The following is a 26,477-nucleotide window of genomic DNA, read 5'->3' on the forward strand; positions in this document are numbered from 1 at the left end:
CTGTAATTCCTCAGCCGCGAGTCGAGGCGGCGATCTTGATCAGCTTGGCATAGTAAAAGCCGTCATGGCCGCCTTCCTGCGCGAGCAGCTGACGGCCGTGCGGTTGTTTCATCCCGGGCGCTGGCTGGCCGAGTTGACCGGCGATATCCAGTTCACGGGCACCGGGCGTGCGGCTCAGAAAGGCTTCCAGCACCTCGCTGTTCTCGGTCGGCAAGGTCGAGCAGGTGGCGTACAGCAGCACCCCGCCGACTTCCAGCGTGGGCCAGAGCGCATCCAGCAGCTCGCCCTGCAGTGTGGCCAGGGCCGGAATGTCCTCGGCCTGGCGGGTCAGTTTGATATCCGGATGGCGACGGATTACCCCGGTCGCCGAACACGGCGCGTCGAGCAGGATGCGCTGGAACGGTTGGCCGTCCCACCAGAGCTCGGTCTGCCGGGCATCGGCGGCGATCAGCTCGGCGCTCAGGCCCAGGCGTGCGAGGTTTTCCCGCACCCGCAGCAGGCGCTTGGCCTCCAGGTCGACGGCCACCACGGCGGCCAGCTCGGGCTGCACTTCGAGCAGATGGCAAGTCTTGCCGCCAGGCGCACAGCAGGCGTCCAACACCCGTTGCCCGGGCGCCAACTCCAGCAGGTCGGCGGCCAGTTGCGCGGCTTCGTCCTGCACACTGACACGCCCTTCGGCAAACCCCGGCAGCGTGGTGACATCGCAGGCCTCGGCGAGGAGGATACCGTCGCGGCTGAAGCTGCAGGCGCTGGCGGCAAAGCCGACGCGCTGCAGTTCCTCCAGGTAGCTATCGCGGCTGCCCAGGCGCCGATTGACCCGCAGGATCAGCGGTGGGTGGGCGTTGTTGGCCGCGCAGATGGCTTCCCACTGCTCCGGCCAGAAGGCTTTCAGGGCTTTTTGCAGCCAGCGCGGATGGGCGGTGCGGGCGGCCGGATCTTTTTCCAGCTCGGCGAGCAAGGCCTCGCCTTCGCGCTGGGCCCGGCGCAGCACGGCATTCAGCAGGCTCTTGGCCGAGGACTTCTTCAACTGGTCGGCACAGCCGACGGTTTCACTGATGGCCGCATGTGCCGGGATGCGCGTGTAGAACAGCTGGTACAAACCGATCAGCAACAAGGCTTCGAGGTCCTTGTCGCCAGCCTTGAAGGGCTTTTGCAGGAGTTTCTCCGCCAGCAGCGCCAGACGCGGTTGCCAGCGCGCGGTGCCAAAGGCCAGCTCCTGGGTCAGGCCACGGTCCCGTGGCTCGACCTTGTCCAGCTGTGCCGGCAGGGAGCTGTTCAGCGAGGCTTTGCCGGCGAGTACCGCCGCCAGGGCACGGGCAGCGGCCAGGCGCGGATTCATGCGCTTGCCCCCAGCAGCGTGCCGAGGGCGAACTGCTCGCGCCGGCTGTTGAACAGGTCGGCGAAGTTCAGCGCTTTGCCGCCGGGCAGTTGCAGGCGCGTCAGACGCAGCGCGCCGGCACCGCAGGCCACGGTCAAACCTTCGCGCCCGGCCTGGATGATTTGGCCAGGCCGGCCCTGCCCTTCGGCCAGTTCAGCGGCGAGGACTTTCAGTGGTTCGCCATTGAGGGTGCTGTGGCAGATCGGCCAGGGGTTGAAGGCGCGAATCAATCGCTCCAGCTCAAGGGCCGGGCGCTGCCAGTCCAGGCGCGCTTCGTCCTTGTTCAATTTATGCGCGTAGGTGGCCAGGCTATTGTCCTGCACCTCCCCGACCAGGGAGCCGGCGGCCAGCTCGGCGATGGCTTGCAGCACGGCGGGCGGGCCCAGTTCGGCGAGGCGGTCGTGCAGGCTACCACCGGTGTCTTCGGCACTGATCGGGGTGCTGACTTTCAGCAGCATCGGCCCGGTATCCAGGCCCGCTTCCATCTGCATCACCGTCACGCCGGACTCGCGGTCGCCGGCTTCGATGGCGCGCTGGATCGGCGCCGCCCCGCGCCAGCGCGGCAACAAGGATGCATGGCTGTTGATGCAGCCCAGGCGCGGGGTATCCAGCACCACTTGCGGCAGGATCAGGCCGTAAGCCACCACCACCAGCAAGTCTGCCTGCAGCGTCGCCAGTTCCGCCTGCGCGGCGGGGTCGCGCAGGGTTTGCGGCTGGTATACGGGAATCGCGTGTTGCAGGGCCAGTTGCTTCACCGGGCTGGGCATCAGCTTCTGGCCACGACCGGCGGGGCGATCCGGTTGGGTGTAGACGGCGACCAGTTCGTGCTCGCTAGTCAGCAGGGCCTGCAGGTGCTGTGCGGCAAATTCCGGCGTGCCGGCAAAGACGATGCGCAAAGAAGGTTGCTCCTGAAATAAAGTGCACCAGAAAAGAAAAAGGCCTGCCGCAGCAAGCCTTTGGTGTCGGACTCAAGCCTGCTGGCGATGTTGCTTTTCCAGCTTCTTCTTGATGCGGTCGCGCTTGAGCGTAGACAGGTAATCGACGAACAGTTTGCCGTTCAGGTGGTCGCACTCATGCTGAATGCACACCGCCAGCAAGCCTTCGGCGATTATTTCGTAGGCTTGGCCATCGCGGTCCAGGGCCTTGATCTTGACCTTCTGTGGGCGGTCGACGTTTTCGTAGAAGCCCGGCACCGAGAGGCAGCCTTCCTGGTACTGGTCGACTTCCTCGGTCAGGGTCTCGAACTCGGGGTTGATGAATACCCGCGGCTCGCTCCGGTCTTCACTGAGGTCCATCACCACCACGCGCTTGTGTACATTGACCTGGGTGGCGGCCAGGCCGATGCCCGGAGCGTCGTACATGGTCTCAAACATGTCGTCGATCAGCTGACGCAAAGCGTCATCGACCACGTCCACCGGCTTGGCGATGGTGCGCAGGCGCGGGTCGGGAAACTCGAGGATGTTTAGAATTGCCATATGCGTTGTGTGATGCACTTGTGGAATAAAGTCAAAATCCGCTGCTAATATGCTGAGCAGCATTGAAAAACGGCTTCAGGCCGCGGCTTCCGAGGGTTTCGGAGCAGCCCTTGGGCGTTCTACGTGAAGACACATAATAAAGGGATTCACCGCATGAGGAAATCACTACTCGCCCTGCTACTCCTTGCCGCCAGTGGCTTGGCTCAGGCCGAAGTGCAGCTCAAGGATGGCCATCCGGACCGCTATACCGTGGTCAGGGGCGATACCCTCTGGGATATTTCCGGCAAATTCCTGCGTGAGCCGTGGAAGTGGCCTGAGATCTGGCACGCCAACCCGCAAGTGGAAAACCCCCATCTGATCTATCCGGGCGATCTGCTCAGCCTGGTCTACATCGACGGTCAACCCCGCCTGATGCTCAACCGTGGCGAGTCGCGCGGCACCATCAAGCTGTCGCCGCAGGTGCGCAGCACGCCGATGGCCGAAGCGATCCCGACCATTCCACTGGAAGCGATCAACAGCTTCCTGATCAAGAACCGCATCGTCGATTCGCCCGAGCAGTTCCAGGGCGCACCCTATATCGTGGCCGGCACGGCCGAGCGGGTGGTCAGTGGCGCCGGTGACCGCGTGTACGCCCGCGGCAGCTTCGATGAAGCGCACCCGATCTACGGCATCTTCCGCCAGGGCAAGACCTATACCGATCCGGACACCCAGGAGTTTCTCGGCATCAACGCCGACGATATCGGTGGCGGCGAAGTGGTTGCCGAAGAAGGCGATGTGGCGACCATGAACCTGACGCGCACCACCCAGGAAGTGCGCAACGGCGACCGGCTGTTTCCCACCGAAGAGCGTGCGGTGAACTCGACCTTCATGCCGAGCGCGCCAGCGCAGGAAGTGAAAGGCCTGATCCTCGATGTGCCGCGCGGCGTCACGCAGATCGGCCAGTTCGACGTGGTGACCCTGAACAAGGGCAAGCGCGATGGGCTGACCGAGGGCAACGTGCTGGCGGTGTACAAGACCGGGGAAACCGTGCGCGACCGCATCACCGGCGAATCGGTGAAGATCCCCGACGAGCGTGCCGGCCTGCTGATGGTGTTCCACACCTTCGACAAGCTCAGTTATGGCCTGGTGCTGAACGCCACCCGCTCGCTTGCGGTGATGGACAAGGTACAAAACCCGTAACAAAACAGGCCTCTCGCACGGCGTGGGGCTTGTCGTTCACCCGTAATCTTGCCGCCCGCCGCGGCGGGCCGATCAAGGATGATCAGCATGTCACTCGTCTCCCCCGCCGAGCTGGAAGCTCGCCTGCGCCTGCATTGCCTGCCCGAACTCGGGCCGCGGCGCTTTCGCAAATTGCTCGCCGCCTTCGGCAGCGCCTCCTCCGCCCTCAGCGCACCAGCCACGGCTTGGTGCGCCCTGGGTTTGCCCGCAGCCTGTGCCGAGCCACGGCGTAGTGCCGATATTCGCGAACGAGCAGCCGCCACCTTGGCCTGGCTCGAACAGCCGGGTCAGCAGGTACTGATGTGCGACAACCCCGATTACCCGGCGCTGCTGGCCGAGCTGCCGGATGCCCCGCCGCTGCTATTCGTGGCCGGTGAGCCGGGCATCTTGCAGCAGCCACAATTGGCGATGGTCGGCAGTCGCCGGGCTTCCAAGCCGGGCCTGGACACGGCGCGGGCCTTTGCGCGAAGCCTGGCCAGTGGTGGCTTTGTGATCACCAGCGGCCTGGCCCTGGGGATCGACGGCGCGACCCACCAAGGCGCGCTGGATGTCGGCGGCAAAACCGTCGCGGTACTCGGCACCGGGCTCAAGCACCTCTACCCGCAGCGGCACCTGCGTTTGGCGGCGGCGATTCGCGAACAAGGCGGGGCGCTGGTATCGGAGTTCCCGCTGGACTGCCCACCGCAGGCGAGTAATTTTCCCCGCCGCAACCGGATCATCAGCGGCCTTTCGCTGGGCGTGCTGGTGGTCGAGGCGAGCCCGTCGAGCGGCTCCTTGATCACGGCGCGGCTGGCGGCCGAACAGGGCCGGGAGGTCTATGCGATTCCAGGATCGATTCACCATCCGGGTGCCCGCGGCTGCCATCAACTGATCCGTGACGGGGCTACGCTGGTGGAAAGCATCGAGCATATTCTCGAAGCCCTGCGCGGCTGGCACAGCCTGCCACCGGCCGATGCGGCAGCGCCCATGAGCCCGGCCCCGGTCACGCATCCGCTGCTGCAATTGCTGCATGCCGCACCCCATAGCAGCGAGGCCTTGGCCGCGGCGAGCGGTTGGCCGTTACCCCAGGTACTGGCGGCGCTGACCGAGTTGGAGTTGGAGGGCCGGGTGGCCTGTGAAGGTGGACGCTGGGTGGGCTGCTGAATGCCGGGCTTTGCAACTTGAGCGGTGTCAAACAGATGAGTCGACATACGGGCTTGGTTACACTGCACACCGGTTTTGCGCGCAGAGGTGGTGATGGTCAACAGTTGGCGGGTACAGCAAGTGGCGCGGGTGGTGCGTAACGGCGGGGTGATTGCCTATCCGACCGAGGCGGTCTGGGGCCTTGGCTGCGATCCGTGGAACGCCGAGGCGGTCGAGCGGCTGCTGGCGCTGAAAGATCGGCCGGTCGACAAGGGGCTTATCCTGGTCGCCGACAGCATTCACCAGTTCGACTTCCTGCTCGAAGACTTTCCCGAACGCTGGCTCGATCGTCTGGCCAGCACCTGGCCGGGGCCCAATACCTGGCTGGTGCCGCACCAGAACCGCCTTCCCGCGTGGATTACCGGCCAGCACAACAGCGTGGCCTTGCGCGTCAGCGGTCACCCGCTGGTGCGTGACCTCTGCGCGTTGACCGGGCCGCTGGTTTCCACCTCGGCCAATCCCACCGGGCGCCCGCCGGCACGTACCCGGCTACGCATCCAGCAGTACTTCCCGGAGCAGCTCGACGCCGTGCTCGCCGGCTCCTTGGGCGGGCGCAAGAACCCCAGCGTGATTCGCGATCTGGTCAGCGGCAAGGTGGTGCGCTCGGCCTAAGGCAGCAGGATGGTCGAACCCGTGGTACGTCGCGCCGACAGCTCGGTTTGCGCCTTGGCGGCATCACGCAGGGCATAGCGCTGACTGATGTCGACCTTGAGCTGGCCGCTGGCGATCATGGCAAACAGTTCATCGGCCATGGCCTGCAGGTGCTCGGCGCTGTCGGCATAGCTGGCCAGGGTCGGGCGGGTGACATAGAGCGAACCTTTTTGCGCGAGAATGCCGAGGTTGACCCCGCTGACGGCCCCCGAGGCGTTGCCGAAACTGACCAGCAGGCCGCGCGGCGCCAGGCAATCCAGAGACGTCAGCCAGGTGTCGTGTCCGACGCCGTCGTAGACCACCGGGCATTTCTTGCCATCGGTCAGCTCCAGTACCCGTTGCGGGACATTCTCCGCGCTGTAGTCGATGGTCGCCCAGGCGCCGAGCGCTTTGGCGTGAGCGGCTTTTTCCGGTGAGCTGACCGTACCGATCAACTTCACCCCAAGCGCCTTGGCCCATTGGCAGGCGAGCGAACCGACGCCACCGGCCGCTGCGTGGAACAGGACGGTTTCCCCCTCCTTGAGTGGATACGTCTGGCGCAGCAGATACTGCACGGTCAGGCCCTTGAGCATCACGGCAGCGGCCTGCTCGAAGCTGATGCTGTCCGGCAGCTTGACCAGGTTGCTCGCCGGCAGCACGTGAACCTCGCTGTAGGCGCCCAACGGACCGCTGCCATACGCCACGCGATCACCGACCTTGAATTGGCTGACCTGGCTGCCGATCGCTTCGACGATGCCAGCGCCTTCCGCGCCCAGACCCGATGGCAGGGCTGGCGGGGCATAGAGGCCGCTGCGGTAATAGGTGTCGATAAAGTTCAGGCCGATGGCGTGGTTCCGCACCCGCACTTGCTGGGGCCCCGGTTCGGCGGGGCTGTAGTCGACGTACTCGAGCACGTCGGGGCCGCCATGGGCGGCGAACTGGATGCGTTTGACCATGGGAAAGCTCCTCCGGGCGGTTCGGCAAAGGCCCTATGCAACGCTCCTGCTTGATCTGCGTCAACAGCGAAAACGCCGGTGCGGATGCTATGCTAGCGCCCCTATTAAGCCTGCATGCCCCGCACTGCGTGGCTTTGCTCGCCGGCTCAAATCCGCCAGGCGCGCTTCACACCGTGGCAAAGTACAGTCTTTGCCGAGCGGATGGACTGCAGAAACCTGGCGCTGCCAGACCTCTTTAAGGTGATGCTGTGAGTGACCGTACCGCGGCCGTGAAGGCCTACCTGCTCGACCTGCAAGACCGCATCTGTGCCGCGCTGGAAGGCGAGGATGGCCGCGCGCGATTCGTTGAAGACGCCTGGCAGCGGCCGGCCGGCGGTGGCGGGCGCACGCGGGTGATCGAGAACGGCGCGCTGCTGGAAAAAGGCGGAGTGAACTTCTCCCATGTGTTTGGCAGCGGCCTGCCGCCGTCGGCCAGCGCCCATCGGCCGGAACTGGCCGGGCGTGGCTTCGAGGCCCTCGGCGTGTCGCTGGTGATGCACCCGGAAAATCCCCATGTACCGACCGCCCACGCCAACGTGCGTTTCTTCATCGCCGAGAAAGAAGGCGAGGAGCCGGTCTGGTGGTTCGGTGGCGGTTTCGACCTGACGCCCTACTACGCCGTCGAGGAAGACTGCGTGCACTGGCACCGTATCGCCGAGCGGGCCTGCGCGCCGTTCGGGGCCGAGGTTTATCCGCGTTACAAAGCCTGGTGCGACAAGTATTTCCACATCAAGCACCGGCATGAACCGCGCGGCGTCGGCGGCCTGTTTTTCGATGACCTCAACGAGTGGGATTTCGACACCAGCTTCGCCTTCATGCGCGCCATCGGCGATGCCTTTATCGAGGCCTACCTGCCGATCGTACAGAAGCGCAAAGCCACGCCGTTTACCGAGCAACAGCGCGAGTTCCAGGCTTTCCGTCGCGGCCGCTATGTCGAGTTCAACCTGGTCTATGACCGTGGCACGCTGTTCGGCCTGCAGTCCGGCGGGCGCACCGAGTCGATCCTCATGTCGCTGCCGCCGCAGGTACGCTGGGGTTATGACTGGCAGCCCACGCCCGGTAGCGAAGAGGCGCGGTTGACCGAGTACTTCCTGACCGACCGCGATTGGCTGGGCCAAGCCTGAATTAAAGCCTGGAGCGTGGGAGCGGCTGAAGCCGCTCCCACAAAGCGCATCCTGTTTCACTTAGAGGAGCTTCATGCTCATGGATCGTTACGGTGTTTTCGGTAACCCGATCGGCCACAGCAAGTCGCCGCTGATTCACCGGCTGTTCGCCGAGCAGACCGGCCAGCAACTGACCTACGAGGCCATGCTGGCGCCGTTGGATGACTTCAGCGGTTTTGCCCGGGCGTTCTTCCAGAGCGGCCAGGGGGCCAATGTCACCGTGCCGTTCAAGGAGCAGGCCTATCAACTCGCCGATAGCCTGAGCCCCCGCGCCCAGCGGGCCGGCGCGGTGAATACGCTGAAGAAGCTGGCCGATGGTAGCGTGCTCGGCGACAACACCGACGGAGCCGGGCTGGTGCGTGACCTGACGCACAATGCCGGGTTTTCCCTGGCCGGCAAGCGCATCCTCTTGCTCGGCGCCGGCGGTGCGGTGCGCGGGGTATTGGCGCCGTTCCTGGCCGAGCGGCCGGCGGCGCTGGTGATCGCCAATCGCACGGTGGAAAAGGCCGAGGCGCTGGCGCAGCAGTTCGCCGACCTCGGGCCGTTGTTCGCCAGCGGTTTCGACTGGCTGGACGAACCGGTCGACCTGATCGTCAACGGCACCTCGGCCAGCCTGGCCGGCGAGCGGCCGCCGATCTCGGCCAGCCTGATCAAGCCCGGCCATACCGTCTGTTACGACATGATGTATGGCAAAGAGCCAACCGCCTTCAACCGCTGGGCCGCCGAACAGGGTGCTGTGCGAACCCTGGACGGTTTGGGCATGCTGGTCGAACAGGCGGCGGAAGCCTTCTTCCTCTGGCGCGGCGTGCGCCCGGACAGTGCGCCGGTGCTGACCGAGCTGCGCCGACAGCTGGCGTAGGGTGGGTAAAACCCACCTTCCAGCGGATCGGTTATGGCGATGCCTGGCGGCACCGATGGTGGGTTACGCCGCTATCGCGGCTAACCCACCCTACGGCTCGAAACGGATCGGGCAACCCTCGGCCCCTTCCAGCTTGTGCAACTCGTCGATCACCTGCGCCCTGGCCCGCCTCAGGCTCAGGCTGCGGCCCTGCGCCAACAGGCGGCGGGCCTCCTGGTGGAGCATGGTCACGCCGGCGTAGTCGATGAAGTTGATGTGCTGCGCCTCGATCACCACGTGCTGGCCGGTGCTGCGCTGCAAACGCAGTTGCAGAAAGTGGCAGGCGCCGAAAAAGATCGAGCCCTCGACCCGCAGCAACTCCTCATCGCCCTCACGCCACTGCTGCACGCGCGGCTGCGAGGTGCGTTTGAGGTAGAAAAACAGCGACGCCAGCACCCCGGCGTAGATCGCCGTCTGCAACCCCAGCAGCAGGGTGGCGATGAAGGTCAGGCCCATCACCAGAAACTCCGAGCGGCTGACCCGGTACAGCGCGCGCAGGCCCGGAATATCGATCAGTCCCCAGCAAATCAGCAGGATGCACGCGGCCATGCTGGGCAGCGGGATGTGCGCGATCAGGCTGGCGCCAAACACCGCGAACAGGGCCACCAGCAGCGCGGAAAACACCCCGGCCAGGGGCGAGTTGGCGCCGGCCTGCAGGTTCAGCGCCGAGCGGGTGAAGGAGCCGGCCGAGAGATAGCCGGAAAACCACGCGCCGAACATATTCGACAGGCCCTGGGCGCGGACCTCCTGATTGGCGTTGAGCAGCTGTTGCGACTTGCCGGCCAGGCTGCGGGCGATCGACAAGCTGGTGACCAGCCCGAGCATGCCGCAGGCCACCGCCGTGGGCAGCAAGCGCAGCATGGTGGCGGGGTCGAGCGACAGCGGGCTGAACGGCGGCAACTGACCACTGAAGGCACTGACCAGGGGCACGCTGGCGCTGAATCGGGGCAGTGCCCAGACCGCCAGGCTGCCGGCCAGAATGCCCAGCAGCAAGGCCGGCGCCCGGGGCCAGAAACGCCGCAACAGCAGGCTGGTGAGCAGGCTGAGGGCGGCGACCAGGCATGCAGCCCGGTCCAGGTTCGGCAGTTGTTCGCCGAGTTTGAACAGGCTGTCGAGCGCGGTCGCCTGGCTGTGGATCTCCAGGCCGAACAGGTTGGGCAGCTGGCCGATGGCGATCACCACGGCGGCCCCGGCGCTGAAGCCGAGCACCACCGAATGCGAAACGAAGTTGACCAGCGAGCCGAAGCGCAGCAGGCCGAGCAGCCACTGAAACACCCCGGCGAGAAAGGTCAGCAGCAGGATCAGCTCGATGTAGTCGGCGCTGCCGGGCACCGCCAGTGGGCTGACACTGGTGAACAGGACGATGGAAATGGCTGCCGTCGGCCCGCAGATCAAATGCCAGGACGAGCCCCACAGGCAGGCGATCAGCACCGGCACTATGGCCGCGTACAAACCGTATTCCGCCGGTAGCCCGGCGATCAGGGCATAGGCGATGGATTGCGGCAGCGCCAACACGGCGCCACTCAGGCCGACCAGCAGGTCGCGCCGCACCGTCCGGCCGCGTTGTTGCGCCAGCCAGGCAAGAAAGGGGAAGAGCATCAAGCGGTTGGGCCAGCGCATGGCAGTCTCGGTTTGTTCGCGTAGGAGCGGGCATGGCCCGCACCTACATGTTCATGCAATGCGGCTTGAGAACACAAAGGTGCAAGCCGTTCAGCACCCAGGGTAACAAGACGCCGAGCGCCGCGACGGGTGGTGACGTCTTCTGCAGGTTAAGTCGGTTCAGAGCTTGGCTTTGACCGCCGGCAGCGCGTCGGTGCCATCCTTGGTATTGACCCCGCTCAACCACTGTTCGAGCACTTGCGGGTTGGCGGCGATCCAGGCTTTCACCGCTGCGGCGTTGGAGCCTTTCTTGTCCGCTACCTTGGCCATGATGCTGTTCTCCATCGCCTGGGTGAAACTCAGGTTGCCGAGCAGCTTGTTGACGTTCGGGCAGGCCAGGGCGTGGCCATCGGCTGGCGCTATCTGATGGATGAGTTGCTGCAACAGGGCCTGCTGACCCGCGTGATCGAGCAGACCGCCACCTCCGACTATGGCTATTACGTGGTGCTGCCGCAGCGCAAACGCCGCGCACCGGCTGGTGCAGTGCTTGGTCGATTGGCTGCAGGAGGAGTTGCTGCGCAGCGCCGAACCCACGCTCAAGCAACCCATTAGCAAGCGTGAGAATATCGCCGTTTAAGCGCTGCCGGCAGACGACATTCAAGCGCACGCCGAGCCGCGTGGGCGCTCAGCGATTGAGCAGCTGGCCGCTGACATAGTCGAGAAAGCAGGCGATACGCGAGGCCAGCGCGGTGTTGCGGTAGTACACGGCATGGATGGGCTGCAGGACCTCGACGGTGTGCGGTGTGAGCACTTGGACCAGCGTGCCTTCGGCGCGATCGTTCGTGGTCATGAAGTCGGCCAGGCAGACCAGCCCCGCACCGGACAGGGCCAACTGACGCAAGGTTTCGCCGCTGGAGGCTTTGAGGTTCGGGCTGGTCTGCCAGTGCTCGCCAAGTGCATGGCGCAGCGGCCACTGGTTCAGCGTATCCGGCTGGGTGAAGCCGAGCAGGCTGTGTGCGGCCAAGTCAGCCACTTCCAGCGGTGTGCCATGGCTTTGCAGGTAGCTCGGGCTGGCCAGTACGCGCAGGCGATTGCTGCCCAGCGCCCGGGCATGCAGGGTCGAGTCGCGCAATGGGCCAATGCGGATGGCCACGTCGGTGCGTTGCTCGATCAGGTCGATGATCAGGTCGCTGCTGTGCAGTTCCAGTTCGATCTCCGGGTACTGTGCGCGAAAGCCCGCAACCAGCGGCACGACGACGTGCAACATGAACGGCGAAGCGGCGTTGACCCGCAGACGCCCGGCAGGTTTCTGCCGGCGCAGGGCCATCTGCTCTTCGGCCTCCTCGACGCTGGCGAGAATGCGCCGGGCTTGGGCGAGGAACGCCTCACCCTCCTCGGTCAGCTCCAGGCGGCGGGTTGTGCGGCGCATCAGGGTGACTTCGAGTTTTTCTTCGAGGCGGCTCAGCGCCCGGCTGACGCCGGAAGTGGTCTGTCCCAGCCGCTCGGCGGCGGCGGTGATAGAGCCGCTGTCGACCACGTTGGTGAGGGCAAGCAATTCGTCGAGTGTGGTTTTCATTCTTGATTCTCAATCAACTATCTTTGCCATGAAACCCGGTTTTTCTGCATGAGTCTGGCGTGGAGACTACGCCCCACGCAACCCTGACCGGAGTTTCCCCCATGCCACTCGCCTTGCTCGCGCTCACCCTGAGCGCTTTTGCCATCGGCACGACGGAGTTCGTTATCGTCGGCCTGCTCCCTACCATCGGCGCCGACCTGGGCGTCAGCCTGCCGTCGGCGGGCCTGCTGGTCAGCCTCTACGCCCTCGGCGTGGCGACTGGCGCGCCGCTGCTCACCGCCCTCACCGGCAAGCTGCCGCGCAAGACGCTGCTGCTTTCGCTGATGGTGCTGTTCACCCTCGGCAACCTGTTGGCCTGGCAGGCGCCGGGCTACGAGTCGTTGATCATCGCGCGGATCGTTACCGGCCTGGCCCATGGTGTGTTCTTCTCCATCGGCTCGACCATCGCCACCAGCCTGGTGCCGAAGGAGAAAGCGGCCAGTGCCATCGCCATCATGTTCACCGGCCTCACCGTGGCACTGGTCACGGGCGTGCCGCTGGGCACTTTCATCGGTCAGCAGTTCGGCTGGCGCGAGACCTTCCTCGCGGTCTCCGCACTCGGCGTGGTCGCTTTCATCGGCAGCCTGATCTTCGTGCCGCGCAACATTGCGCACAGCCCGCCGGCCTCGCTGCTGCAGCAACTCGCCGTGCTCAAGCAACCGCGCCTGTTGCTGGTGTATGCGATGACCGCGGTCGGCTATGGCGGCTCGTTCATCGCCTTCACCTTCCTCGCGCCGATCCTGCAAGACATTTCCGGCTTCAGCGCGGCCACCGTGAGCCTGGTACTGCTGGTCTATGGCGTGTCAGTGGCGGTGGGCAACATCTGGGGCGGCAAACTGGCTGACAAGCGTGGCCCGATCAATGCGCTGCTGATCATCTTCGCCCTGCTCGCCGCCGTGCTGCTGGCGCTGACCTTCACCGCCGGCAATCCGTGGCTGGCGCTGCTTACCGTGCTGCTCTGGGGCGCCGTGGCCTTCGGCAACGTGCCGGGCCTGCAGGTGTATGTGGTACGCCAGGCCGAGCATTACACCCCGCGTGCGGTGGACGTCGCCTCGGGCCTGAACATTGCCGCCTTCAACCTGGGGATCGCGGGCGGCGCCTGGGGCGGTGGTTTGATCGTCGCCCACCTCGGCCTGATTCATACCGCCTGGATCGGCGCGCTGGTGGTGCTGCTGGCGCTGGCCCTGACGGCCTGGAGCGGCTGGCTGGATCGTCGTAACCCGGCACTGGCAGCGCCCGCCATCGGCAATGCCACCCTCGTCGTCGGTCACTGATCAGGGCAAGCCGCACAGTTGCGACGGCCGCGCAAACAGCAAAAAGCCGCTGCTCCTTCCGGGGCAGCGGCTTTTTTTGTGCGGCTTTGGCGCAGGACCATGGGTCTGGCGCCGCTGCCACATTCGCCCCACGCTGGGGCGCGCGTGGATTACTGGCGCGCGCTACGCACGCCTTCGGCCAGTTGTGCGCAGAGGGTCAGTACGCCCTCCACCGCTTGCTCCGGCGATTCGGCATTGGCGATCTGGTCGATCAGCGCCGAACCCACCACCACGCCATCGGCCAGGCGGGCGATGGTCGCCGCGTGCTCCGGGGTGCGGATGCCGAAGCCGATGCACAACGGCAGGTCGGTGTGCCGACGCAGACGCGCGACCGCCTGTTCGACGTGGTCCAGGGTCGCCGAGCCGGCACCGGTCACACCCGCCACGGAGACGTAGTAAACGAAACCGGAGCTGCCGTTGAGCACTTTCGGCAGGCGTGCATCGTCGGTGGTCGGGGTGGTCAGGCGGATAAAGTCGAGGCCGGCGGCCTGGGCCGGGTCGCAGAGGTCGACGTTATGTTCCGGCGGCAGATCGACCACGATAAGACCATCGACGCCGGCTTCCTTGGCTTCGGCGATGAAGCGTGGCACGCCATAGTGGTGGATCGGGTTGAAGTAGCCCATCAGCACCAGTGGCGTGTCGCTGTTGCCGGCGCGGAACTCGCGAACCATTTGCAGGGTTTTCGCCAGGTTCTGCTCGGCGGCCAGGGCGCGGATGTTGGCCAGCTGGATCGCCGGGCCGTCGGCCATCGGGTCGGTGAACGGCATGCCTAGCTCGATCACGTCGGCACCGGCTTGCGGCAGACCTTTGAGGATCGCCAGCGAAGTGGCATAGCCCGGATCGCCGGCGGTGATGAAGGTCACCAGGGCGGCGCGGTTCTGTTGTTTCAGCTCGGCAAAGCGCGTTTGCAGGCGGCTCATCAGTGGTTCTCCTGCGGGTTGTGTTCCATGTGGTGCATCACGGTCTGCATGTCCTTGTCGCCACGCCCGGAGAGGTTGATCACCATCAGGTGCTCCTTGGGTAGCGTTGGCGCGCGCTTGAACACTTCGGCCAGGGCGTGGGCGCTTTCCAGCGCCGGGATGATGCCTTCCAGACGGCAGCATTTATGGAAGGCTTCGAGCGCTTCGTCATCGGTCACGGAGGTGTATTCGACCCGCCCGACTTCGTGCAACCAGGCGTGCTCCGGGCCGATGCCGGGGTAGTCGAGGCCGGCGGAAATCGAGTGGGCGTCGATGATCTGGCCGTCGTCGTCCTGCAACAGGAAGGTGCGGTTGCCGTGCAGCACACCAGGCACGCCGCCGTTCAGGCTGGCCGCGTGCTTGCCGGTTTCGATACCATAGCCGGCGGCTTCGACGCCGATGATCTGCACGCTGGCGTCATCGAGGAACGGGTGGAACAGGCCCATGGCATTCGAGCCGCCGCCGATACAGGCGACCAGGCTGTCGGGCAGGCGGCCTTCCTGGGCCAGCATCTGCTCGCGGGTTTCCTTGCCGATGACCGCCTGGAAGTCGCGCACCATCGCCGGGTACGGGTGTGGGCCGGCCACGGTGCCGATCATGTAGAAGGTGTCGGCGACGTTGGTCACCCAGTCGCGCAGCGCTTCGTTCATCGCATCCTTCAGCGTGCCGGTGCCGGCGACCACCGGGATCACGGTGGCGCCGAGCAGCTTCATGCGAAACACGTTGGCCTGCTGGCGGTCGATGTCGGTGGTGCCCATGAAGATCACGCAGTCCATGCCGAAGCGCGCGGCCACGGTGGCGGTGGCCACGCCGTGCATGCCGGCGCCGGTCTCGGCGATGATGCGTTTCTTGCCCATGCGCCGGGCCAGCAGAACCTGGCCGATGCAGTTGTTGATCTTGTGCGCGCCGGTGTGATTGAGCTCTTCGCGCTTGAAGTAGATCTTCGCGCCGCCGCAATGTTCGGTCAGGCGTTCGGCGAAATACAGCGGGTTGGGCCGGCCGACGTAATCGCGCTGGAAGTAGGCCAGCTCTGCGAGAAAGGCCGGATCGACCTTGGCCGCTTCGTATTCGCGAGCCAGGTCATGGATCAACGGCATCAGGGTTTCGGCGACGTACTGGCCGCCGAAGGAGCCGAACAGGCCATTGGCGTCTGGGCCGCTGCGCAAAGAGGTCATGGGTATGCTCCTGTGAAAGTCGGGCGCCGAATGGATTTCAGCCAGCCCCTGCATCTATAGGAGTGCCCCATGGGCGCGAACCTGGCTCGCGGGCATGGCCCGCTCCTACAGCAATGCACACAGGATAAATCTGAGTGGCGTGCGGCAAAAGCGATAAGATTGCCCTAACATGTCAGTAAAACTCACGGATAAGCCATGTCTCGCGACCTCCCGCCATTGAATGCCTTGCGCGCCTTCGAGGCCGCTGCTCGTCTGCAGAGTGTAAGCCAGGCGGCGAATGAGCTGCATGTCACCCACGGCGCGGTAAGCCGGCAGATCCGCTTGCTTGAAGAAGACCTGGGTTTGGCCCTGTTCAGCAAGGACGGGCGCGGCCTAAAACTCACAGATGCCGGGTTGCGCCTGCGCGAGGCCAGTGGTGAGGCGTTCGAGCGCCTGCGCACGGCCTGTGCCGAGCTCAAGCGACAAAATGCCGATGCGCCGTTCGTGCTCGCCTGCCCCGGCAGTTTGCTGGCGCGCTGGTTCATTCCGCGCCTGGATCGGCTCAATCGCGAGCTGCCGGAACTGCGTTTGCAACTCTCGGCCAGTGAGGGTGAACTCGACCCGCGACGCACCGGGCTGGATGCCACCTTGTGGTTTGCCGAGCCACCTTGGCCGGCGGATATGCAGGTTTTCGAGCTGGCGGCCGAACGTATCGGCCCGGTACTCAGCCCACGTTATGCGCATTACCCGATGCTGGCCAAGGCGCCGGCGGTGAGCCTGCTCGATGAGGCGCTGCTGCACACCGCGTCGCGACCCCAGGCATGGCCGCAATGGGCCAGGGCCAATGGTCTGGTGCAGGATGAATTGCGCCTCGGGCAAGGTTTCGAGCATCTGTATTTTCTGCTGGAGGCGGCGGTGGCCGGCCTTGGCGTCGCCATTGCGCCGCAGCAGTTGGTGGCCGATGAGCTGGCTGCCGGTCGCCTGGTGGCGCCCTGGGGCTTCGTCGAAACCTCGGCGCGGTTGGCTCTCTGGGTGCCGGCCCGGGCCAACAGTGCGCGGGCCGAGCAGTTGGCCGGTTGGCTGGCCGCGCAATTGGCCTGACGCGCGGCCTCAGCTTTTGTTGCGAAACAGCAGGTAGCCAGCCAGGGCAACCACGCCTACTGCGAGACTGGCGGTGGCCACCGGGTGTTCGCGGCTGTAGTCGCGCGTGGCAATCCCGGTCTGGTAGGTCTTCTCCTTGACGTCCGCATAGGCATCGCCGAGCAGCTCGCGCGAGTGGCTGAGCACGCGATCGGCACTGGCGCGCAGGCTTTTCAGGGATTTCTGCGACCCTTCGCCGACCTCGTTTTTCAGGCTGTCGAGGCTGGCGATCAGATGTTCGATCTCGGTTTCGATGCTGTGCAGGGATTTTTTCCGCGAGGCAAAAATAGCCACTGGGTCACTCCTTCCGATGCGTAGGGGTTAGAAGGTCTGACTTCGGTTATTCGAGAAAGTGCAGCTAATCTGAACGTAACCGCCGGTGGCGGGCCTCAAGCACATGCATGGCTTTTCAGTATCACGAGGAGAACTTCATGTCAGACCATCACACCTACAAGCTGATCGAGATCGTCGGCTCGTCCAAGTCCAGCATCGAAGAAGCGATCCAGAATGCCTTGGCCGAAGCGGCCAAGTCGGTGCGCAACCTGGAGTGGTTCGAAGTCTTGGAAACCCGTGGGCATATCGTCAATAGCAAGGTCGGCCACTTCCAGGTGACCCTCAAGGTCGGTTTCCGTATCGGCGACAGCTGATTCGGCCGTGCTTGCCAAGCGTGGTTTCGCCAGTGGGCGAACCGCGTCGGTTCCGGCTGTGCTGTGAACTGTCATGCGACCCGGTTAGAGTTTTGGCGCCGGATCGGCGTCGATTCGTTGCTCGATAGAGCGGTGTTATTCACAACGAGGGAGCGTTACCCATGAAGAAATTGATTGTGGCCATTGGCTTGTTCAGCCTGGCGGGCTCGGCCTTCGCGGCCAAACCCTGCGAAGAGCTGAAGGCGGAAATCGATGCGAAGCTCAAAGCCAAAGGTGTCGCGTCCTACAGCCTTGAAATCGTCGACAAGGGCAGCGTAACGGACAAGACCGTGGTCGGCAGTTGCGACGCCGGCAGCAAGGAAATCGTCTATAAGCGCGGTTAACCCGCGCCGTTAGTCGCAGCCGGCGTCGCGCGGGTGACGCCGGCTTTTTATTGCCGGCGATTTACCATCGCAGCCCATTGCACAGTAAAGTAAGACCCAGCGTTGCAGTCGGGTAAGCACCGCGGTTCAGCGTCTCTCGGCGTCCATTGCACAGTCACAGCCCAGACGAAATGCAGCTTTGCCCAGCCAGTATCGCCGCCGTATTGCGCCATTTCTGGCGCGATGGCGATGACTCAGGAGTTACCCACAGGCTTATGAAACGACTCGCAGACATCCGGATTTCCACCCTCGACCTCGCGCCGATTCGCGCCGATGGCGGGCCGCAGCAGGCCCTGCAGAACTCGCTGGCATTGGCGCAGCATGTCGAGCGGCTAGGCTACACGCGGTTTTGGGTGGCCGAGCACCACAACATGGATGGCATCGCCAGCTCGGCGACCGCGGTGTTGATCGGCTACCTCGCCGCCGGCACCCACCGCATTCGCGTCGGCGCCGGCGGTGTGATGCTGCCCAATCACGCGCCGCTGGTGATTGCCGAGCAGTTCGGCACCCTCGCCACTCTGTATCCGGGGCGGATCGATCTCGGTTTGGGCCGTGCGCCGGGCGCCGACCAGTACACCGCCCGCGCCTTGCGCCGCGAGCGCTCGGGCAGTGCCGATGACTTCCCGCAGGATGTCGAAGAGCTGCAGCGCTACCTCGGTCCCCTCACGGCGGATCAGCGGGTGATCGCCATGCCTGGCAGTGGCACCGAGGTGCCGCTGTGGCTGCTCGGTTCGAGCCTGTTCAGCGCGCAACTGGCCGGTCAGAAGGGTTTGCCCTATGCCTTCGCCTCGCACTTCGCGCCACGCATGATGCACGAAGCGATTCGCGTCTATCGCAACCATTTCCAGCCGTCCAAGGTGCTGGACAAGCCCTACGTGATGCTCGGCGTGCCGCTGATCGCGGCCGACAGCGATGAGCAGGCGGCCTATCTGGCGACCTCCGCCTACCAGCGGATTCTTGCCTTGATCCGTGGCCAGAGTTTGCTGCAAAAGCCGCCGGTGCCAAGCATGGACGGCCTCTGGCTGCCCCATGAGAAGCAGGCGGTGGGCGAGTTCTTCGGTTTGGCGATGGTCGGCGGCCCGGAGAAGATCCGCGCCAAGCTGGAGCTGCTGCTGGAGCAGACCGACGCCGATGAGCTGATCTTCACCGGCGACATGTACGATTTCGCCGACCGCCTGCGCTCCTACGAAATCCTCGCCGAGCTGCGTTGAGGCCGGCTGGCCAGCGGCTCAGAAGGGCCCGCAACGCAGCACTTCAGCACGGGCCAGCAGCGTGCGCTGCGCGCCGTACAGCCAGCCTTGGGCTCTGGACACCAGCGGCCGCACTTCCAGGCGATAACGCTGGCCGGCGGCGAAGTCATGGCGTACGCGCAGGTGACAGGTGATCTGTTGGGGGGCGGACATCTCATGTGCGCCGCCACCGCCGATCTCGAACTGAAAGCTTACTTCCAGCTCATGCCGCCCGGGGCTGACCTGGAAGTAGCGGCCATCGTTCCAGCGCTTGTCGTCGAGTTTGTCGGCCATCAGTGTGTTGCCGGCAGTGGCATACAGATCGACCCAGGCCTGCTGCGGGTCGGGTTTGGGCAGTGGGCTGGCGCAGGCGCCGAGGGCGAGCGTCAGGAGTAAACAAGGCAGGTGGCGCATGGTCGTCTCGTAGAGAATACTTCTCAGCCAGCATAGCCCTTGCGCCTAGACACCGCCGCAACGAGCCTCACGGGCGCGCGCCAGCAGTTGATTGCGCTCGTCGTAAAGTTTGGCCCAAGGGCGGAAGCCGATGCTGCCGGCCTCCAGGCGATAGCGTTGGCCGGCGGCGAACTGCGGGTAATTCAACTCCAGCCGGCAGTCGCGTTGGTGCGCCCGGCTGTTGGGGCCGATATTGCTGGGGTCGACCGCGAACTGGAAGCGCACCTGCAGCTCATGCTGGCCGGGGCTGACCTCGAAGTAGCGGTCATCCTCCAGCGGCTTTTCGTCGACCTGATAGGCCTGCAGTTCACTCGCGGCGTCGGTGTGCAACTCGACCCAGGCCTGGCTCGGATCGGGTGTCGGCATAAAAGGCAGAAAGGCGCAGCCGCCGAGGCTGAGCAGGCTGGTGGCGAGAAGCAAAGGGCGCATGCTGGGGCTCCGGCTTGAGTCAGGCAGTGGGGGTGGATAGCAGCCGCTGCTGGAGCGCTTGCCTGAGATGCGCTAGGGTCGCGCGATGCCGCGCTGCCTATCCTGGTTACTCGACCCCCCAAACCCGCGCTGGGTTCCCTTGCTGCTCGCTCTAGGGCTGAGCGGTTGCTCCAGCGTCAGTTATTACGCGCAGCTGCTCACGGGCCAGCTCGAGCTGTTGCAGCGCCGCGAGCCGGTCGCCGAGTTGCTCGCCGACCCCGCGCGCGACCCGCTGCTGCGTCAGCGTCTGGCCCTGGCACAAGCGGCCCGGGCGTTTGCCAGCGCCCGCCTGGGCTTGCCGGACAACCGCAGCTATCGGCTGTACGCCGACCTCGATCGGCCATTCGTGGTCTGGAATGTGTTCGCCACCCCTGAGTTCTCCCTGCTGCCAGAGACCCAGTGCTTTCCCATTGCCGGTTGCGTGGCCTATCGCGGCTTTTATGCGCAGAGCCGGGCGCGCGGTGCGGCGGCGTTGCTCAAGCAGCAGGGGCTGGACACTTACGTGGCTGGGGTGGAGGCCTATTCGACCCTGGGCTGGTTCGACGATCCGCTGCTCAACACCATGCTGCGCTGGGATGACCAACGCTTGGCCGCGGTGATTTTTCACGAGCTGGCGCACCAGCGCTTCTACCTGCCGGGCGACACGGCCTTCAACGAGTCCTATGCCAGCTTCGTCGAGGCCGAAGGCCTGCGCCAATGGCGGGCCGAGCGCGGCTTGCCGGTGCCGGCGGGTAACCGCGAGCGGCAGCGCGAACAGTTCACCGCGCTGGTGCTGGCCAGCCGTGCGCGGCTGGAAAGCCTGTATGCCAGCGGCCGTAGCGAGGCCGAGTTGCGCCGTGGCAAAGCCGCCGAATTCGAACGCTTGCGCAACGAGTACCGTCAGCTACGCACGCGCGAATGGGCCGGCGTGGGCCGCTATGACAGTTGGGTCGATGGCCCGCTGAACAACGCCAAGCTGCTGCCCTTCGGCCTCTATGATCAATGGGTGCCGGCGTTCGCGGCACTGTTCCGACAGGTGCATGGCGACTGGCCGCGCTTCTATGCACGAGTCGAGGCGCTGGGAGCATTGCCCGCCGCCCAGCGCGAGCAGGCACTGAAAGACCTGCAGGCGCTGTAGGCGCGGGTCATGCCCGCGATGTATTGGCTTGAAAGCGCGCTCGCGGGCATGACCCGCTCCTCCGAGAAACCACACCAGGCCACGGCCTGGAATATTTAGGCGAACCGAGTGGTTTGCCGTTCAGTCCAATCCTTTGCCTGCGCGGCGAAAATAGCGACCAGGGCTGGTCAGGCGCTTCGCCAAGGCTGATGCTGAGGCGCTCAAGGAATGTCGCAACCACAGGAAGCCGCACCATGAAACTAATCGCTGTTGCCGTGCTGAGTAGCCTGCTCGCTGCCCCGTTGTTGGCCGCCCCGATAGCCTGCGAAACACTCAAGCAGGAGATCGAAATCAAGATCCAGGCCGCCGGGGTCACCAGCTACACCCTGGAAATCGTCAGCAATGCCGAGGTGCATGACCCGAACATGGTGGTCGGCAGCTGCGCCGGCGGGACGAAGAAGATCATCTACCAGAAGAACGGCAGCTGAGTGACGTGATGTCTGTGCCTAGGGTGAACCGTACGCACCGCTGCGAAGTTGATGCCGAGGGTGAAGCCTAGCGAAAGGCCTGGTGCAGTTCGTTCAGGGTCTGAAAGTGATAGGTCGGGGCCTCGGCCCGCAACTCCTCATGGCTACCAAAGCCATAGCCCACCGCGGCGCAATCCAGGCCATTGCGGCGGGCGCCGATCAGGTCGTGCTTGCGGTCGCCGATCATCAGCGTCTGCGCGGCCTCCAGTCGTTCCTGCGCCAGCAGGTGCTGGATCAGTTCGACTTTATCGGTGCGCGTGCCATCCAGCTCGCTGCCGTAGATCACCTTGAAGTGCTGGGCGAAGCCAAAGTGTCGGGCGATTTCGCAGGCGAATACCTGTGGTTTGGAGGTGGCGATATACAGCGAGCGGCCCTGGGTCTGGAGTAAGCCCAGCAGCTCGCCGACGCCGGCGAACAGCTGATTTTCGTACAGCCCGGTGGCCTGGAAACGCTCGCGGTAAAAGCCCACGGCCTGCCAGGCCTTGGTTTCATCGAAGGCATAGAACTGCATGAAGGCCTGCAGCAGCGGCGGGCCGATGAAGTGTTCCAGGGCGCGCAAGTCCGGCTCGTCGATACCCAGCTTGGCCAGGGCGAACTGGATCGAGCGGGTGATGCCTTCGCGCGGGTCGGTCAGGGTGCCGTCGAGGTCGAAAAGGATGTTCTGGTAATGCATGGCAAATACGGATCGTGGCGCTGCGGGACGGACATGATAGCCGCACGGCGCACCCTACGGGTTGCATCTGGCCGCCGCTGCGGGATTCACACAGCCACCCCCTATGCCCTAATATGCGAATAATTATTATTTGTATGTTGGTTAGCGAGTCAGGGGACACAGGGTGGTTACTTCATCACCGGAGGCGGCGCTGCTGCGCCGGGGCGTTCAGGGGTTATATGGCGACCATTACGGCTGGCTTCAGGGCTGGCTGCGCAAGCGCTTGGGTGACCGGGAGCGTGCTGCTGATATCGCCCAGGACACCTTCCTTCGCCTGTTGGTGACGGGTTCTCTGCCGGCCGCTCAGGAAAGCCGCAGTTACCTGGCGCAGATCGCCCGCCATCTGGTGATTGATCAGTGGCGGCGCCAGGGTATCGAGCAGGCGTATCTGGACAGCATCGCCCATCTGCCGGAACCAGAGACGCCCTCTCTGGAGGCGCGTGCGATGATTCTGGAAACCCTGATGCAAATCGATGCGATGCTCGCCCTGATGCCCGCCAACGTGCGCGAAGCGTTCCTGCTGGTGCAGTTCGAAGGGTTGAGTTACGCGCAGGTCGGCGAACGCCTCGGAGTCAGTGTCAGCTCCGTGCAAAAGTACATGACCCGCGCCATTCAGGCTTGCTACCAAGTGTTGTACAGCGAATGAGCCAACTCGCCGACGCACCGATTTGCGCCTCCATCGTCGAGCAGGCCAGCCACTGGCTGATGCTGCATTGGGACGGCGCTCTGAAACCCGCTGAACATGCCGCATTTCTCGCGTGGCAGGCGGCCGACCCGGAGCACGGTCGCGCTTGGCAGCGCCTCGGGCAGCTGCAAAACACCTTGGCTGCAGTGCCGTCCCGCACCGCGCGAGCGGTATTGCGCGATGCTCCCGATCGGCGCCGCCGCGATACGCTCAAACTGCTCGGCGTATTGCTGCTCACGGGTGGTGGCGGCTACCTGGCGAGCGAGCAGCTTCCCTGGCGCGAAAGCCTGGCCGATATGCGCACCGGCGCCGGCGAAATTTGCCGCCAGCAACTCGCCGACGGCAGCAGCCTGGTGCTCAACAGCGGTAGCGCCGTGGATATTCGTTTTAATCAACATGAGCGGCGTATCCGCTTGTATGCCGGTGAGTTGCTGTTGACCAGTGGCCCTCACGCGTCGGCAGCTGCGCCGCTGATTGTGCAGACGGCGGCGGGTGATATTCAGGCCCATGGCTCACGTTTCGATGTGCGTGAAATCGCCGGTGGTAGCCGTATAGAGTTATACGACGGCGGCGTGGACATCAGTCCACGGCATGCTGGTCATCAGTCTTTAGCGATGGGCCAGGGCTTGTGGTTTAACGCCGACCAGATTGGTCCAATTCGCCCTGCCAATCGCAATGCCGCTGCCTGGAGCGATGGTCGTTTGATTGCCGAACGGCAGCCGTTGGGCCATTTCCTCGACGAATTGCAGCGCTATCGACCTGGTGTGATTCAGTGCGATCCGCAGGTCGCCGGCCTGTTGCTCACCGGCGTATTCCCCCTTGGTGACAGCGACCGCGTGCTCGCCACTCTGCAACAAACCCTGCCCGTGACGGTGCGTTATCGGACGCGTTTCTGGGTCTCGGTGAGCGGCCGCGTCTAGGTTTTTTGCTTCCAAGAAAAAATATTCCATTTTCCGTTGTCGGTTTTGCGCCGTCGCTCGGGATACCTCTTGAAAGACTATCGAGAAGCATTCTCAAGAGGATTCCCGGAATGCCGCAACAGCCCCTTCATTCGTACACCCAGCTGGCCGTATCCCTGCGCAACGGCTTGTTCGTTGGCCTGCTGGCCGCCACGCCATTGCTGTCGACCATCGCCTGGGCGGCGGATGCTGCGAGCCAGGAGCAGCGCCATTTCGCGATTGCCGTCGGCAGCCTGGACCAGGCCCTGAACAGCTATGCCAGCAGCGCCGGCATCCTGTTGTCGGTGGATGCGCAGCTCACCACCGGCAAACACAGCCCAGGTCTGCAAGGTCGCTACACGCCGGCCGAAGCGTTGCGTCGCTTGCTCGCCGGCACGGGACTGGTTGCCAGTTTTGTCGAGGCTGATCGCGCCGTGCTGCAAGTGGCACCTACCGAGGGCGACAGTGCCATGCAGTTGGACGCCACCCGCGTAACGGGCGTTGGCTTGGGTTCGACGACTGAAGGCTCCGGTTCCTACACCACCGGCTCTACCGGCACCGCCACCGGCTTGCCGCTGACCATTCGGGAAACCCCGCAGTCGGTCAGTGTCATGACCCGCCAGCGTATGGACGACCAGGGCCTGACCGGACTGAACGACGTAGTACGCCAGACCCCCGGCCTGAGCATCAACCAGACCGGTAACAGCGGCTCGGACAGCAGCACCATTTACTCCCGTGGTTTTGCCGTCGAGAACTACCAGATCGATGGCGTGCAACTGCTCGACAGCAACCACGGCTCTACCGCCCAGAGCAATGACATGGCGCTGTACGACCGGGTGGAAATCATTCGCGGTGCCACGGGTTTGACCAATGGCATCGGTACCCCCGGCGCTACGCTGAACATGATTCGCAAACGCCCGACTGCCGACTTCAAGAGCCGCGTCACGGTCAAAGGCGGCTCCTGGGACTATCAGCGCACCGAGGCGGATGTCAGCGGTCCGTTGACCGACAGCGGCAACGTGCGCGGGCGTTTTGTCGGTGCCTACCAGGACAACGAGTCCTATATCGACCGCCTCAACGAACGCAAAAAGGTCTTCTACGGCGTGGTCGAGGCCGACCTGCCCCCCGACACCCTGCTGACAGTGGGCATGGACTCGCAATCTGACGACTTTGACGACCACGCCCGCAGCGGTCTGCCGCTCTACAACCAGGATGGCTCGTTGGCCAACTGGTCCCGTTCGGATTCCGCCGGTGCCGCCTGGGCCTATTCCAAGCGTAATTTCGTCTCCGGTTTTGCCATCCTCGAACACACCCTGACCGAGCGCTGGAAAACCAAGCTGACGCTCAACCAGGGCCGCTACGAATACGACGAAGTGATCGGCTACGCCGCTGGCGGTAACCCTGATCCGGCCACCGGTACTGGGGTCAACCTCTGGGCCGGGCGCTGGGAAGCCAAGCCGGTGCAGAAAAGCTTCGACCTGAATGCATCTGGCGCGTTCGACCTGTTTGGTCGTGAGCACGATGCCGTGTTCGGCTACAGCCAACAGCACACCGACTACCGCACCAACGGCTATCCGCTGTGGTGGTTCTCGGACTGGGACAGTTCGGTGCCGAATATCTATGACTGGGACGGCAAAACCCCAGGGCGCCCGCCGCTTCCGGCTACTAGCCGCATTGACTACCACGAAGCACAAACCGCCGCCTACGGCAGCACTCGTCTGCGTGCCACCGATGCGTTGTCGGTGATCCTCGGCGCGCGCGTCAGCGACTGGGAAAACACCATCAAGACCGACTACTACGACGTGGCGGAAACCGACACCAACGACAAACGCACCGAAACCGGTGTGGTCACGCCATTCGCCGGGTTGGTGTACGACCTCGATGAAAACTGGTCCCTGTACGGCAGCTACACCAGCATCTTCAAGCCGCAGAGCAATATGGATGTGAATGGCAGCTACCTCGATCCGCTGGAGGGTGAGGGTTATGAGGTGGGCAGCAAAGCGGCCCTCTTCGATGGCCGCCTGAACCTCGGCCTGGCGCTTTACGAGATCAAGCAAGACAACCTCGCGGTGGCAGTTGACGGCCTATTCGCCCCGAATGGCAACCAGGCCTACCGTGCGCAATCCGGTACCAAAACCCGCGGCTTTGAATTGGAAATGTCCGGTGAACTGGCCGTCGATTGGCAAGCCAGCGCCAGCTTCAGCCGCAACATCGTGCAGGACGCCGAGGGCAACAAGCTCAACACCAGCGTCGCGCAAAACACCGCCAAGCTGTTCACCACCTACACCCTGCGCAGCGTCGGCAACGGCCTGACCCTCGGTGGCGGCGTGAACTGGCAGAGCGAGATTTACAGCGATGGCATGGGGCCGCTGGGCGTGCGCTTCACCCAGGACGATTACGCCTTGGTCGACGTGATGGCGCGTTACCCGCTGAGCAAAAGCCTGACTGCAACACTCAACCTCAACAACCTGCTCGACGAGGAGTACTACACCAGTACGTCCTCCAGCTACTACGGCACCCCACGCAACGCCACGCTCGGCCTGCGCATGGAGTTCTGATGGTTGCCTGCCGGCGCTATGAT

General features: G+C 64.4%; 27 protein-coding genes and 2 pseudogenes. 16 read left to right on the forward strand and 13 right to left on the reverse strand.

Annotated features, from left to right (window positions below; translation table 11 throughout):
* Positions 1-10: 10 nt before the first annotated feature.
* From rsmB to def, 3 genes are all read right to left on the reverse strand, one after another.
* Positions 11-1,339 (reverse strand): 16S rRNA (cytosine(967)-C(5))-methyltransferase RsmB, encoded by a 1,329-nt coding sequence (gene rsmB / locus AC3IYG_RS00240; protein WP_489311726.1) that lies wholly within the window; start codon positions 1,337-1,339, stop codon positions 11-13.
* A complete protein-coding gene (fmt, locus tag AC3IYG_RS00245; RefSeq protein WP_489311727.1) occupies positions 1,336-2,274 on the reverse strand; it encodes a methionyl-tRNA formyltransferase in 939 nt (312 codons plus the stop codon). Before fmt ends, rsmB begins: the two co-directional genes overlap by 4 nt.
* A 72-nt stretch (positions 2,275-2,346) precedes the next feature.
* Positions 2,347-2,853 carry a peptide deformylase gene (gene def / locus AC3IYG_RS00250; protein WP_489311728.1) on the reverse strand — a complete coding sequence of 169 codons (507 nt, stop codon included), beginning with the start codon at positions 2,851-2,853 and terminating at the stop codon, positions 2,347-2,349.
* A gap of 153 nt (positions 2,854-3,006) precedes the next feature.
* Between def and AC3IYG_RS00255 the strand changes: the two genes are divergently transcribed.
* The 3 genes from AC3IYG_RS00255 (at position 3,007) to tsaC (ending at position 5,865) form a co-directional block, all read left to right on the forward strand.
* Positions 3,007-4,032 carry a LysM peptidoglycan-binding domain-containing protein gene (locus tag AC3IYG_RS00255; protein ID WP_489311729.1) on the forward strand — a complete coding sequence of 342 codons (1,026 nt, stop codon included), beginning with the start codon at positions 3,007-3,009 and terminating at the stop codon, positions 4,030-4,032.
* A gap of 87 nt (positions 4,033-4,119) precedes the next feature.
* Positions 4,120-5,214, forward strand: a complete 1,095-nt coding sequence (gene dprA, locus AC3IYG_RS00260) for a DNA-processing protein DprA (RefSeq protein WP_489311730.1) — start codon at positions 4,120-4,122, stop codon at positions 5,212-5,214.
* 93 nt (positions 5,215-5,307) lie between these two features.
* Positions 5,308-5,865, forward strand: a complete 558-nt coding sequence (gene tsaC, locus AC3IYG_RS00265) for an L-threonylcarbamoyladenylate synthase type 1 TsaC (protein ID WP_489311731.1) — start codon at positions 5,308-5,310, stop codon at positions 5,863-5,865.
* Here the strand turns inward: tsaC and AC3IYG_RS00270 are convergent.
* A complete protein-coding gene (locus AC3IYG_RS00270; protein ID WP_489311732.1) occupies positions 5,862-6,839 on the reverse strand; it encodes an NADPH:quinone reductase in 978 nt (325 codons plus the stop codon). The genes tsaC and AC3IYG_RS00270 overlap by 4 nt on opposite strands.
* Positions 6,840-7,087: 248 nt before the next feature.
* On the opposite strand from AC3IYG_RS00270, the gene hemF reads away from it, so the two are divergent.
* Together hemF and aroE are read left to right on the forward strand one after the other, a co-directional pair.
* Positions 7,088-8,002, forward strand: a complete 915-nt coding sequence (hemF, locus tag AC3IYG_RS00275) for an oxygen-dependent coproporphyrinogen oxidase (RefSeq protein WP_489311733.1) — start codon at positions 7,088-7,090, stop codon at positions 8,000-8,002.
* A 79-nt stretch (positions 8,003-8,081) separates the two neighbouring features.
* Positions 8,082-8,900 carry a shikimate dehydrogenase gene (gene aroE / locus AC3IYG_RS00280; RefSeq protein ID WP_489311734.1) on the forward strand — a complete coding sequence of 273 codons (819 nt, stop codon included), beginning with the start codon at positions 8,082-8,084 and terminating at the stop codon, positions 8,898-8,900.
* 90 nt (positions 8,901-8,990) lie between these two features.
* Here the strand turns inward: aroE and AC3IYG_RS00285 are convergent, their stop codons facing one another.
* The gene (locus AC3IYG_RS00285; protein ID WP_489311735.1) at positions 8,991-10,559 is read right to left on the reverse strand and encodes a SulP family inorganic anion transporter; all 1,569 of its coding nucleotides are present in this window, start codon (positions 10,557-10,559) and stop codon (positions 8,991-8,993) included.
* A gap of 159 nt (positions 10,560-10,718) precedes the next feature.
* Positions 10,719-10,946: pseudogene (locus AC3IYG_RS00290) on the reverse strand (glycine betaine ABC transporter substrate-binding protein); the annotation flags it as partial.
* Here AC3IYG_RS00290 and AC3IYG_RS00295 point away from each other — a divergent pair.
* Positions 10,929-11,175 (forward strand): annotated as a pseudogene (locus AC3IYG_RS00295) (LysR substrate-binding domain-containing protein); the annotation flags it as partial. The pseudogenes AC3IYG_RS00290 and AC3IYG_RS00295 overlap by 18 nt on opposite strands.
* A gap of 48 nt (positions 11,176-11,223) precedes the next feature.
* Here AC3IYG_RS00295 and AC3IYG_RS00300 read toward each other — a convergent pair.
* Entirely contained in the window at positions 11,224-12,114 is an 891-nt protein-coding gene (locus tag AC3IYG_RS00300; protein ID WP_489311736.1) for a LysR substrate-binding domain-containing protein, read from the reverse strand.
* Between the two features lie 101 nt (positions 12,115-12,215).
* Between AC3IYG_RS00300 and AC3IYG_RS00305 the strand changes: the two genes are divergently transcribed.
* On the forward strand, positions 12,216-13,427 hold the full coding sequence (locus AC3IYG_RS00305; protein ID WP_489311737.1) for an MFS transporter: 1,212 nt from the start codon (positions 12,216-12,218) through the stop codon (positions 13,425-13,427).
* A gap of 149 nt (positions 13,428-13,576) precedes the next feature.
* Here the strand turns inward: AC3IYG_RS00305 and trpA are convergent, their stop codons facing one another.
* Together trpA and trpB are read right to left on the reverse strand one after the other, a co-directional pair.
* Complete coding sequence (trpA, locus tag AC3IYG_RS00310; RefSeq protein WP_489311738.1) at positions 13,577-14,386, reverse strand: tryptophan synthase subunit alpha; 810 nt, start codon at positions 14,384-14,386, stop codon at positions 13,577-13,579.
* Positions 14,386-15,600: a tryptophan synthase subunit beta gene (trpB, locus tag AC3IYG_RS00315; RefSeq protein ID WP_489311739.1), complete on the reverse strand. Its 1,215-nt coding sequence runs from the start codon at positions 15,598-15,600 to the stop codon at positions 14,386-14,388. The genes trpA and trpB overlap by 1 nt, the downstream gene beginning before the upstream one ends.
* 195 nt (positions 15,601-15,795) lie before the next feature.
* Here trpB and AC3IYG_RS00320 point away from each other — a divergent pair, with 195 nt between their 5' ends.
* The gene (locus AC3IYG_RS00320; RefSeq protein WP_489311740.1) at positions 15,796-16,680 is read left to right on the forward strand and encodes a LysR family transcriptional regulator; all 885 of its coding nucleotides are present in this window, start codon (positions 15,796-15,798) and stop codon (positions 16,678-16,680) included.
* A gap of 9 nt (positions 16,681-16,689) precedes the next feature.
* Here the strand turns inward: AC3IYG_RS00320 and AC3IYG_RS00325 are convergent, their stop codons facing one another.
* Positions 16,690-17,013: an ElaB/YgaM/YqjD family protein gene (locus AC3IYG_RS00325; RefSeq protein WP_489311741.1), complete on the reverse strand. Its 324-nt coding sequence runs from the start codon at positions 17,011-17,013 to the stop codon at positions 16,690-16,692.
* A 137-nt stretch (positions 17,014-17,150) separates the two neighbouring features.
* Between AC3IYG_RS00325 and AC3IYG_RS00330 the strand changes: the two genes are divergently transcribed.
* The 3 genes from AC3IYG_RS00330 (at position 17,151) to AC3IYG_RS00340 (ending at position 18,999) form a co-directional block, all read left to right on the forward strand.
* A complete protein-coding gene (locus AC3IYG_RS00330; RefSeq protein ID WP_489311742.1) occupies positions 17,151-17,366 on the forward strand; it encodes a dodecin in 216 nt (71 codons plus the stop codon).
* Between the two features lie 161 nt (positions 17,367-17,527).
* Positions 17,528-17,749, forward strand: coding sequence for a DUF1161 domain-containing protein (locus AC3IYG_RS00335; protein ID WP_489311743.1), 222 nt, complete (start codon positions 17,528-17,530; stop codon positions 17,747-17,749).
* A gap of 254 nt (positions 17,750-18,003) precedes the next feature.
* Positions 18,004-18,999 (forward strand): LLM class flavin-dependent oxidoreductase, encoded by a 996-nt coding sequence (locus tag AC3IYG_RS00340; RefSeq protein WP_489311744.1) that lies wholly within the window; start codon positions 18,004-18,006, stop codon positions 18,997-18,999.
* Positions 19,000-19,017: 18 nt separating this feature from the next.
* Here AC3IYG_RS00340 and AC3IYG_RS00345 read toward each other — a convergent pair whose 3' ends face one another.
* On the reverse strand, positions 19,018-19,431 hold the full coding sequence (locus AC3IYG_RS00345; protein ID WP_489311745.1) for a PA0061/PA0062 family lipoprotein: 414 nt from the start codon (positions 19,429-19,431) through the stop codon (positions 19,018-19,020).
* A 45-nt stretch (positions 19,432-19,476) separates the two neighbouring features.
* The gene (locus AC3IYG_RS00350; protein WP_489311746.1) at positions 19,477-19,899 is read right to left on the reverse strand and encodes a PA0061/PA0062 family lipoprotein; all 423 of its coding nucleotides are present in this window, start codon (positions 19,897-19,899) and stop codon (positions 19,477-19,479) included.
* Between the two features lie 85 nt (positions 19,900-19,984).
* Between AC3IYG_RS00350 and AC3IYG_RS00355 the strand changes: the two genes are divergently transcribed.
* Both AC3IYG_RS00355 and AC3IYG_RS00360 read left to right on the forward strand, forming a co-directional pair.
* Positions 19,985-21,055, forward strand: a complete 1,071-nt coding sequence (locus AC3IYG_RS00355; RefSeq protein WP_489311747.1) for an aminopeptidase — start codon at positions 19,985-19,987, stop codon at positions 21,053-21,055.
* Positions 21,056-21,288: 233 nt separating this feature from the next.
* On the forward strand, positions 21,289-21,522 hold the full coding sequence (locus AC3IYG_RS00360; RefSeq protein ID WP_489311748.1) for a DUF1161 domain-containing protein: 234 nt from the start codon (positions 21,289-21,291) through the stop codon (positions 21,520-21,522).
* 67 nt (positions 21,523-21,589) lie between these two features.
* Here AC3IYG_RS00360 and AC3IYG_RS00365 read toward each other — a convergent pair whose 3' ends face one another.
* Positions 21,590-22,234 (reverse strand): HAD family hydrolase, encoded by a 645-nt coding sequence (locus AC3IYG_RS00365; RefSeq protein WP_489311749.1) that lies wholly within the window; start codon positions 22,232-22,234, stop codon positions 21,590-21,592.
* Between the two features lie 163 nt (positions 22,235-22,397).
* On the opposite strand from AC3IYG_RS00365, the gene AC3IYG_RS00370 reads away from it, so the two are divergent.
* The 3 genes from AC3IYG_RS00370 to AC3IYG_RS00380 all read left to right on the forward strand — a co-directional run bounded on the left by AC3IYG_RS00370 (position 22,398) and on the right by AC3IYG_RS00380 (position 26,454).
* Entirely contained in the window at positions 22,398-22,919 is a 522-nt protein-coding gene (locus AC3IYG_RS00370; protein WP_489311750.1) for a sigma-70 family RNA polymerase sigma factor, read from the forward strand.
* Positions 22,916-23,878: a FecR domain-containing protein gene (locus AC3IYG_RS00375; RefSeq protein ID WP_489311751.1), complete on the forward strand. Its 963-nt coding sequence runs from the start codon at positions 22,916-22,918 to the stop codon at positions 23,876-23,878. The genes AC3IYG_RS00370 and AC3IYG_RS00375 overlap by 4 nt, the downstream gene beginning before the upstream one ends.
* 110 nt (positions 23,879-23,988) lie before the next feature.
* On the forward strand, positions 23,989-26,454 hold the full coding sequence (locus AC3IYG_RS00380) for a TonB-dependent siderophore receptor (RefSeq protein WP_489311752.1): 2,466 nt from the start codon (positions 23,989-23,991) through the stop codon (positions 26,452-26,454).
* The last annotated feature ends 23 nt before the right edge of the window (positions 26,455-26,477 follow it).

This window comes from Pseudomonas sp. KH_027, from assembly GCF_057838565.1.